Here is a 9401-nt window from a genome sequence, read left to right as displayed (position 1 = left end):
GACCGCCCCCTGGGCGCCGTCCGGCCCTCTTCCCGCGTCCGCGTGCCGGCACCGGCGTGCCGCCGGCGTTCGGCCCGCCCCGCGCCCCGGCGGCCTGCCGTCAGTGAGCCACCTGCCGTCAGCGAGCCAGATGCCGGACCCGGTCCCACACCGCCGGGTCCGCCGTCCCCACCCGCCGCCGGAACTCCCGCACCCCCACGTCCCGCAGCTCGTCCGTCTCCAGGAAGCTCGGCCGGCCCCGCGCGTCCCCCACCGCCCCCGCCGGCAGCGCGATCACTCCCGGCCGCTCCTCGTGGTGCTTGCTGGTGATCTTCGCGATCAGCGCGCTGTCCCCGCGTACGGACAGCACCAGGCAGGGCCGGTCCTTGGACCCGGGCCCGTCCTCGTACGGCACGTCGGCCCACCAGATCTCCCCGGCCCTCGGCCCCCCGGCCGCCGGCGCCCGGGGACCGCGTTCCGGCCGCCGCGCCCCCTGGGGCCGCCCCGGCGGGCGCGCGCGCCCCCCTGCCCGCCGCCGGGGGGACCGCCCCCAGCCGTCCACCACCGCCGCGACCAGCGCGAGTACCACCACGGCGGCCAGCGCCACCCACCAGGACGTGTCCATCCCCCGACCGTACCGGCGCTCCGGCCGCCCCGCGCGCCCCCGCCCGAACCGGTGACACTGCAGGTGAGTTCCCCCACAACCCCCCGCCATCGAGGAGCGACCCGCTCCGTCGCGCCTTACGCTCGACGAACCCGCACGAACCCTCCCCGTCCCTGCCACGGAGGTTCACGCTCCATGAAGCTCACCGTCGTCGGCTGCTCAGGGTCGTTCCCGTCCGCGGAATCGGCCTGCTCGAGCTACCTCGTCGAGGCCGACGGCTTCCGGCTGCTTCTCGACCTGGGCAACGGCGCCCTCGGCGAGCTGCAGCGCCACGTCGGTCTCTACGACATCGACGCTGTCTTCCTCAGCCATCTGCACGCCGATCACTGCATCGACATGTGCGGCTACTTCGTCGCGCGCTACTACCGGCACGAGGGCGGTCGCGCCCCCGCGATCCCCGTGTACGGCCCGGAGGGCACCGAGCAGCGCCTCACGACGGCGTACGCCGACACCCCGACCGAGAAGTCGATGGCCGAGGTGTTCGACTTCCACACGCTCAAGCCGGGCGTGTTCGGGATCGGACCCTTCACCGTGCGCACGGAGAGGGTCGCGCACCCGGTCGAGGCGTACGGCATCCGCATCGAGCACGGCGGCAGATCCCTCGCCTACTCCGGCGACACCGGGACCTGCTCTTCGCTGCACGAACTGGCTCGGGGCGTCGACCTGTTTCTGTGCGAGGCGTCCTTCACGTACGGCAAGGAGGACATTCCCGGCCTCCACCTCAACGGCCGCGAGGCCGGTGAGTGCGCCGAGCGGGCGGGCGCCGGACGGCTGGTCCTCACGCACATCCCGCCGTGGACGGACCCGGAAGTGAACCTGGCCGACGCGCGGGCCGTCTACACCGGCCCGGCGGAACTCGCGGCAGCGGGCGCCGAGTACGAGATCTGACGTCGGCGGGTCCGGTGCGAGGTCCGGCGTGCGCCGGGCCGTCCGGTACGCGAAGACCGACGTACGCGCGGGACGGAGACGGCGGAGGGCCCCGGACCAGTGACGGTCCGGGGCCCTCGTGCGCGTACGGCCTCGGGCTACTTCGCCTCGGCCTTCTTCAGCTCGGCGATCTCCTCGTCGGACTCGCGGCCCGGCGTCGGGAGGTTGAACTTGGTGATCGCGAAGCGGAACACCACGTAGTAGACGGCCGCGAAGCACAGGCCCACCAGGACCAGCATCCACGGCTTCGTCGCGATGCCGAGGTTCAGGCCGAAGTCGATCGCGCCGGCCGAGAAGCCGAAGCCGTCCTTCATGCCGAGACCCCAGGTCAGGGCCATGGAGACACCGGTGAGCACGGCGTGGATGGCGTACAGCACGGGCGCGATGAACATGAACGTGAACTCGATCGGCTCTGTGACGCCGGTGAAGAACGACGTCAGCGCCAGCGAGAGCATCATGCCGCCGACCACCTTGCGCCGCTCGGGACGGGCGCAGTGCACGATCGCCAGGCAGGCCGCCGGGAGGGCGAACATCATGATCGGGAAGAAGCCGGTCATGAACTGTCCGGCGGACGGGTCGCCGGCGAGGAAGCGCGCGATGTCGCCGCTCTTGCCCTCGTACGTACCGGCCTGGAACCACGGGAACGAGTTGAGCAGGTGGTGCATGCCGACCGGGATCAGCGCACGGTTGGCGACACCGAAGATGCCCGCGCCGACGGCGCCGGAGCCGACCAGCCACTCACCGAAGTTGTGCAGACCGGTGCCGAGGACCGGCCAGATGAAGCCGAAGACTATGCCCACGAACAGGCCGGCGAAGGCGGAGAGGATCGGGACCAGACGGCGGCCGCCGAAGAAGCCCAGCCAGTCCGGCAGCGTCTTGCGGTAGAACTTCTGGTACAGGAGGGCGACGACGATGCCCATGACGACGCCGCCGAGCACCTTGGCGTCGACCGGGGCCTCCGTCATGACGATCTTGTTCTCGACCACCTTCGCCACCTTGGGCAGGTTGGGGTCGGTGAAGGTCGCCAGGACGTTCTTGAAGACGAGGTAGCCGGTGACGGCCGCGAGCGCGGTCGAACCGTCCGACTTCTTCGCGAAGCCGATCGCGATGCCCACGGCGAACAGCAGCGCCATGTTGTCGAGGATCGCGCCGCCGCCGGCGGCCATGTAGCCCGCGATCTTGGTGACGAACTCGGGGTACGATGCGCGGCCGAGCATGTCGGCGTTGCCGAGCCGGACCAGGAGCGCCGCCGCGGGCAGCACCGCGACGGGCAGCATCAGGCTGCGGCCGATGCGCTGCATGACAGCCATCGCGCCGGCGCCCTTCTTCTTGGGGGCCGCGGGGGCGGCGGTGTCCGTGGACATCATTTCCTCCAGGGGGCAAGGCGCCGCCAGGGGGAAATGGGGGACGGCGGCGTCTTCGGGATCAACGCGGCGCGTCGCCACGTGGTCTACACCACTCAGTGGTGTAGACCAGTTTTAGCATGGTGAAGCGCGGATAAGGAACCCACGATTCCCGTGCCGCGGAACACATCGCTCCACAAACGGCGAAAGCCCCCGGACCGGACCGGTCCGAGGGCTGCGCGCAGGGCTGCGGGCCTACTTGGTGCTCTCCTCCTCGACCTCCTTCTCCACCTCCTCCGGCTCGCGGCCCGGAGTGGGAATGTTGAACTTCGTGATCACGAAGCGGAAGAGCGCGTAATACACCACGGCGAAACACAGACCGATCGGAATGATCAGCCACGGTTTCGTGCCCAGATGCCAGTTGACGACGTAATCGATCAGACCCGCCGAGAAACTGAATCCCGCGTGCACCCCCAGCGCCCAGGTGATCGCCATCGAGGCGCCCGTCAGGAGCGCGTGCAGCCCGTACAGCAGCGGCGCCGCGAACATGAACGAGAACTCCAGCGGCTCCGTCACGCCCGTGACGAACGAGGTCAGGGCCACCGAGATCATGAGGCCCGTCACCCGCTTGCGGTGTTCCGGACGGGAGCAGTGCGCGATGGCCAGGGCGGCCGCCGGAAGGCCGAACATCATGATCGGGAAGAAGCCCGACATGAACTGCCCGGCCGAGGGGTCCTCGGCGAAGAACCGGGTCAGGTCGCCCTGGACGATCTTGCCGTCCGCCGCCTTGAACTCACCGGCCTGGAACCAGAAGAAGGTGTTCAGGAACTGGTGCATGCCGATCGGGATCAACAACCGGTTCGCGACGCCGAAGATGCCCGCACCCCAGGCGCCCAGATCGATCAGCTGCTTCGAGAACCAGGTCAGCGCGTCACCCACCGGCTCCCACAGCAGGCCGAACAGCACTCCGAGGATCACGCACAGGAACGCCATGATGATCGGCACCAGCCGCCGGCCGTTGAAGAAGCCGAGCCAGTCCACGAGCCGCGTCCGGTGGTAGCGCTGCCAGATCACCGCGGTCAGCAGGCCGATCAGGATGCCGCCCAGTACGCCGGGATTCTGCGGCGTACCCTCCGGCAGCTTCTCGGTGACCGAGCCGTCGACGGGGAACGCCTTCAGCACGCTGCTGTAGACCAGGAAGCCCGCGACCGCCGCCAGCGCCGTCGAGCCGTCGGCCTTCTTCGCGAAACCGATCGCCACCCCGATGCAGAACAGCAGCGGCAGACCGAACGCGCCGTCCAGGATCGACGTACCGCCCAGGGTCAGCACCTTGGCGGTCTTGTCCCAGAACGCGCCGTCCAGGTAGGCCCCGAACAGGTTGCCGAGGCTGACGAGCAGTCCGGCCGCCGGAAGGACCGCCACCGGGAGCTGGAGGCTGCGGCCCACCTTCTGCAACCCCTGGAACAGGCCGTTCCACCATCTCCGCCGCGACTCCTGCGGTGGCGCGGCCCCGCGGTCCGAACTCATCGGCGTCCTCCCGGAACTAGCCAGTTTGGCGGGCGTCGCATACTGGTGTAGACCAGTTGCGGTACGGTCCGGGGCCCGGCCGGAAGACAGGGCACCGGTGATCGCCATCATTCGGTACAGGGCGGTTACTCGCCCGCGAAGTTGGGCCAACCGTGAGTTACCGTGGCAAAGCGGCCACGGTGGGCCGAGACTTCCGCTTGGAACCAACAGGGAGAAAGACATGGCCAGCAAGGCTGAGAAGATCGTCGCCGGGCTCGGCGGAATCGACAACATCGACGAGATCGAAGGCTGCATCACCCGCCTCCGCACCGAGGTCCACAACCCGGATCTGGTCGACGAGGTCGCCCTCAAGGCCGCCGGCGCCCACGGCGTCGTCAAGATGGGCACCGCCATCCAGGTCGTCATCGGCACCGACGCCGACCCCATCGCCGCGGACATCGAAGACATGATGTGAGTCGCCCGTGACTCCGCAGTGAGGGGCCCCTCCGGAACCGCGCGCCTTTTCCAGCCGCGCGCGACCTCAACCGGAACGGGCCCCTCACGCATGGGCGCGCCCGGCGGCTAGGCTCCCCCCATGTCTCGAATCGACGGCCGCACCCCCGAACAGCTCCGCCCGGTCACCATCGAACGCGGATGGAGCAAGCACGCCGAGGGCTCCGTCCTCATCTCCTTCGGCGACACCAAGGTCTTCTGCACCGCCTCCGTCACCGAAGGCGTCCCGCGCTGGCGCAAGGGCAGCGGCGAAGGCTGGGTCACCGCCGAGTACTCGATGCTGCCCCGCTCCACCAACACCCGCGGCGACCGCGAATCCGTACGCGGCAAGATCGGCGGCCGCACCCACGAGATCAGCCGCCTCATCGGCCGGTCCCTGCGCGCCGTCATCGACTACAAGGCCCTCGGCGAGAACACCATCGTCCTGGACTGCGACGTACTCCAGGCCGACGGCGGAACCCGCACCGCCGCCGTCACCGGCGCCTACGTCGCCCTCGCCGACGCCGTCGCCTGGGCCCAGACCAAGAAGATCGTCAAAGCCGGCCGCAAGCCCCTCACCGGCACCGTCGCCGCCGTCAGCGTCGGCATCGTCGACGGCGTCCCGCTGCTCGACCTCTGCTACGAGGAGGACGTCCGCGCCGAGACCGACATGAACGTCGTCTGCACCGGCGACGGCCGCTTCGTCGAGGTCCAGGGCACCGCCGAGGCCGAGCCCTTCGACCGCAAGGAACTCAACGCCCTCCTCGACCTCGCGAGCGGCGGCTGCGCCGACCTCACCGCCATCCAGGTCGAGGCGCTCGGCGGCACCCTCTGACCGGGAGCAACCGCGGACGCCCCTTCGCGCGTCTGTCATGACACGGGCGTACGGGCCGAACCGTACGCCCGTCCGCACCATCGTTCGTGTACCTGGGGGAGGACCCGCTCCATGCGCCGTCGCCGTAGTAGCCGCATCGCACTCGCCGTCGCCACCGCCGCCGCGCTCACCGGGCTCGCCGCCGGCTGCGGAACCCTCGACAAGGCGATGGACTGCGTCAAGACCGCCGACGCCATCGCCACCAGCGTCGACAAACTGACCACGGCCGTCTCCACCGCCGCCGACGACCCCACCCAGCTCAACGAGGCCCTCGGCGACATCGACCGCGAACTGTCGAACCTCGACGACACCACGGACAACGCCGACCTGTCGAAGGCCGTCGACGACCTGAACAAGGCCGTCGACAACGTCCGCACCGCCGTCGACAAGGGCGACGAGACCCCGGACATCGGCCCCGTCACCGACGCCGCCACCGAGATCGGCAAGGTCTGCACCCCGTAGCCGGCACGGATACTGGGGGCATGACCCGCCTGATCCTCGCCACCCGCAACGCCGGGAAAATCACCGAACTGCACGCGATCCTCGCCGACGCAGGCCTCCAGCACGACCTCGTCGGCGCGGACGCCTACCCCGAGATCCCCGACGTCAAGGAAACCGGCGTCACCTTCGCCGAGAACGCGCTCCTCAAGGCCCACGCCATGGCCCGGGCCACCGGCCTGCCCGCCGTGGCCGACGACTCCGGCCTGGCGGTCGACGTCCTCGGCGGAGCCCCCGGCATCTTCTCCGCCCGCTGGTCGGGCACCCATGGCGACGACGAGGCGAACCTCCGCCTCCTCCTCGCCCAGCTCGCCGACATCGACGCCCCGCACCGCACGGCCCACTTCGCCTGCGCCGCGGCCCTGGCCCTCCCCGACGGCACGGAACGCGTGGTCGAAGGCCGCCTCCAGGGCACCCTGCGCCACACCCCGGCCGGCGCGAACGGCTTCGGCTACGACCCGATCCTCCAGCCGGACGACTACGACGTAACCTGCGCCGAACTGACCCCGGCCCAGAAGAACGCCATCAGCCACCGAGGCAAAGCCTTCCGAGCCCTGGCCCCGGCGGTACGGGAACTGCTGGGCTGAGGCCGCCGTCCGACGCCTGCGAACAGCATACGAACGGCCTGCACATCGATCTTTCGATCCTCCGATGCGCAGGCCGTTCCAGGTGCGGCGGAAGGGATTCGAACCCTCAAGCCGTTTCACGGGCCACAGATCCTAAGTCTGCTGTGTCGCCAGTTGCACCACCGCCGCTAGCCGCCTGCCATGGTACCGGCCGGCGGCTGCAACGTTGCCCGGGTCAGTCCCGGGCGGTGGGCTCCCTCCCGGTGGGCTCTCTCCCGGTGGGCTCTCTCCCGGTGGAGATTGCCATGGTGGAATCCGCCCCGATGGACCGCTCCTCGGTGACGTCTGTCCTTCTCCGGCGGTTACGGCACCAGGTGGCCGTCAGCGCGTGGCAGTTGGGACAGAGGTAGCGCAGGTTTCCCGGCCGGTTGTCGAGCCAGTCGCCATTGATGTGGTCGATCTGCAGGGTCATCGGCTGCCCGAGCCACTCACCACCGTTTCCGCAGGAGGAGCAGCGGTACGGGACGCCGATCTCCTGGAGCGCCCGGTGCAGCCGGGTGCGATGCGGTCGTGCCGAGCCCGGTGCCAACACCACCAAGGCGTTCGCCGCGACGGGCTTGCTCCGGTTCACCGGCACTGCGCCCCAGGCGCGTCGGGTGAAGTGGCTGGTGTCCAGACCGAGTTGGGCCGTCCGGCGGCGCACGCGCCGGTGATTGGTGTCGTTCACGACCAGGCCGAGGGCGCGTACTACGTCGGCGAAGCTCGAAGCCGCAGGAACCGCCGTGCGCAAATCCTGTTCCGAGATCACGGGGCGCGCGTTGCGAAAGTGTGCGGTGTCCACGCCGCGCCGCTTCATCAGCGCCGCCAGCGCCGCGCGTGAGCGACTGTCGTCCGCCACTCCAAGGCGGCGTGCCACGCCGCGCACGCTGTCGGCGGACGCCGCCGCCGTCGCGAGTTCTTCGGTGGTGAAGTACGTGTCGAACGAGGCGCGGCTCATGCCGGGGAAGTGGCCGGTGTCGATCCCGGCCGCGGCTATACGGCGACCGATGTGCGCCATGGTGCCCGTGGCGGGCGTGGCTCCGAGCTTCGCCACGACCTCGCGCAGCGTCGTCGACGAGGCGACAGCGGCAGCTATGGCCTCGTCCGTGTACTTCCGCCACGGGCTCTGCTTCCTGAAGTGGCTGGTGTCGATCCCGTGCCCGGCCACCTTCTCCTGCAGCACACGACGCGCACCGCCGCTCACGGTCATCCCAAGCCGACGCATCAGATCCGCCCACCCCGTCGCCTCGGCCACTACCGCCGCCAACCGATCTCGCTCAGAGAGACCAGGCTCTTCAAACACGACTCTGCGCCCCCTTCCCCACCAAGTCATTCATCACCGCTGCCCTCCGCATCCGGCCGCGTGTTCGCGACTCGTATGGACCAACGAACCGTTTATCGGTTGGTCACGTCCGAAATGCGGAAGGTGGTGCGCCACTTCGGGGGGGGCTTTGTTGGGGCGGGGGCGTTGGTTGTTTCTGGTGTGGGGGCCGCCTTTCTGGAGTGTGGCGTCGGAGGCCCGCCCCTCAAGGGCGCTCCTGCGTCGCGTCGCCTGCGGCGATTGCGCTGCGCTCCACCCTTGACCGCCGAACCTCCGACGCAAGGCTGCTTGAGGGGGGCGGCCCCCGGGGGGAGCCCACGGAACAGGCTCGGTAAGTGGTCGATCGTGTGCTGCCGGGTGGCGGGTGTGTGGGTGGGGCGCGGTCGCTTCTAGGGTGGTGCGGCCCCTGGCTAAGCGACTGACGGGAACGGTTGTTGGTGCGACACCGCCATGCGACCCGCGTCGGCACACCGGTCGGTGGGAGCGGGGCGCTTCCTGTCGACGTGCGGGTGGCCGTGGGTGTGGGGTGGTGCATGGGGCGACTTGGGTTGGCTGGGCGGCCATCCCGACCGGTGACCTGTGACCGGTTCGGTAGACGACCTGTGTGGGCCGTTACGCACACATGGCGACCCGGACCGATACGGATGTGACGACTGCGGCCGGTGAGGCGTTCCCGCTCGCCAAGTGTGGAGTTAGTCCCAGGGCTCGGGCCCCGTAACCGCCTACTTCGCGGACTGAGCGCCCTACTTGCGCCCGATGCCGACCACATGTCACCTCATGTGGCGGGCCCCATGCGCCCATTGGGCGGGCGGGCCGCCGCATGGCCCGCTGGCGCGGGGGAACGGACCCCCCGGCGCGGCCCACCCGTACAACCAACATGTCGTCGGCCAGACCGACCAGGTCGGCCGCCCACCGCCGTGGGACCTCGCCTTGGATCGGAAATGCGGTGTCGCACCAGCGACCGTCGTCGCACCCGCCGAGACAGGGGCCGAGCCGCCCCAGAACCGACCGCGCACCCCACCACACACCCGCAAGCCACCGAACAAACGCCCGCCCCCATCCCCGCTCCCGTGCCGGGCGTTTTTCTTGGGCCGTCCCCTGTTAAGCGTCAGCGGTGGGCCGGGGTGGTGGGTCAAGGGTGGAGCGCAGCGAAATCGCCGCAGGCGACGCGACGCAGGAGCGCCCTTGACGC

9 protein-coding genes and 1 tRNA gene are annotated in these 9401 nt (G+C 69.9%); 5 read left to right on the top strand and 5 right to left on the bottom strand.

All coding sequences use genetic code 11. From position 1 onward, the window contains the following. Nucleotides 1-118: 118 nt before the first annotated feature. A complete protein-coding gene (locus ACWGH0_RS34205; RefSeq protein WP_453408171.1) occupies nucleotides 119-604 on the bottom strand; it encodes a type II toxin-antitoxin system PemK/MazF family toxin in 486 nt (161 codons plus the stop codon). A gap of 174 nt (nucleotides 605-778) precedes the next feature. Between ACWGH0_RS34205 and ACWGH0_RS34200 the strand changes: the two genes are divergently transcribed. After that, a complete protein-coding gene (locus ACWGH0_RS34200) occupies nucleotides 779-1531 on the top strand; it encodes an MBL fold metallo-hydrolase (RefSeq protein ID WP_453408170.1) in 753 nt (250 codons plus the stop codon). 137 nt (nucleotides 1532-1668) lie between these two features. Here ACWGH0_RS34200 and ACWGH0_RS34195 read toward each other — a convergent pair whose 3' ends face one another. Beyond that, nucleotides 1669-2934, bottom strand: a complete 1266-nt coding sequence (locus ACWGH0_RS34195; RefSeq protein ID WP_453408169.1) for a PTS transporter subunit EIIC — start codon at nucleotides 2932-2934, stop codon at nucleotides 1669-1671. A gap of 234 nt (nucleotides 2935-3168) precedes the next feature. Further along, the gene (locus ACWGH0_RS34190; protein ID WP_453408168.1) at nucleotides 3169-4440 is read right to left on the bottom strand and encodes a PTS transporter subunit EIIC; all 1272 of its coding nucleotides are present in this window, start codon (nucleotides 4438-4440) and stop codon (nucleotides 3169-3171) included. Nucleotides 4441-4660: 220 nt separating this feature from the next. On the opposite strand from ACWGH0_RS34190, the gene ACWGH0_RS34185 reads away from it, so the two are divergent. The 4 genes from ACWGH0_RS34185 to rdgB all read left to right on the top strand — a co-directional run bounded on the left by ACWGH0_RS34185 (nucleotide 4661) and on the right by rdgB (nucleotide 6870). Then, nucleotides 4661-4894: a glucose PTS transporter subunit EIIB gene (locus tag ACWGH0_RS34185; RefSeq protein ID WP_028813127.1), complete on the top strand. Its 234-nt coding sequence runs from the start codon at nucleotides 4661-4663 to the stop codon at nucleotides 4892-4894. 120 nt (nucleotides 4895-5014) lie between these two features. Continuing rightward, entirely contained in the window at nucleotides 5015-5746 is a 732-nt protein-coding gene (gene rph, locus ACWGH0_RS34180; RefSeq protein ID WP_453408167.1) for a ribonuclease PH, read from the top strand. 111 nt (nucleotides 5747-5857) lie between these two features. Then, nucleotides 5858-6247 (top strand): hypothetical protein, encoded by a 390-nt coding sequence (locus tag ACWGH0_RS34175; protein ID WP_453408166.1) that lies wholly within the window; start codon nucleotides 5858-5860, stop codon nucleotides 6245-6247. Nucleotides 6248-6267: 20 nt separating this feature from the next. Beyond that, nucleotides 6268-6870 carry an RdgB/HAM1 family non-canonical purine NTP pyrophosphatase gene (gene rdgB / locus ACWGH0_RS34170; RefSeq protein WP_453408165.1) on the top strand — a complete coding sequence of 201 codons (603 nt, stop codon included), beginning with the start codon at nucleotides 6268-6270 and terminating at the stop codon, nucleotides 6868-6870. A gap of 83 nt (nucleotides 6871-6953) precedes the next feature. Here the strand turns inward: rdgB and ACWGH0_RS34165 are convergent. Together ACWGH0_RS34165 and ACWGH0_RS34160 are read right to left on the bottom strand one after the other, a co-directional pair. After that, nucleotides 6954-7038 (bottom strand) — tRNA-Leu (locus ACWGH0_RS34165). 46 nt (nucleotides 7039-7084) lie between these two features. Next, nucleotides 7085-8071: an HNH endonuclease gene (locus tag ACWGH0_RS34160; RefSeq protein WP_453408164.1), complete on the bottom strand. Its 987-nt coding sequence runs from the start codon at nucleotides 8069-8071 to the stop codon at nucleotides 7085-7087. Between the last annotated feature and the right edge of the window lie 1330 nt (nucleotides 8072-9401).

It is taken from the genome of Streptomyces sp. NPDC054887 (genome assembly GCF_053610585.1).
Note: the sequence above shows the minus strand (reverse complement) of the source record. Positions and strands in the feature narration are given on the sequence as shown.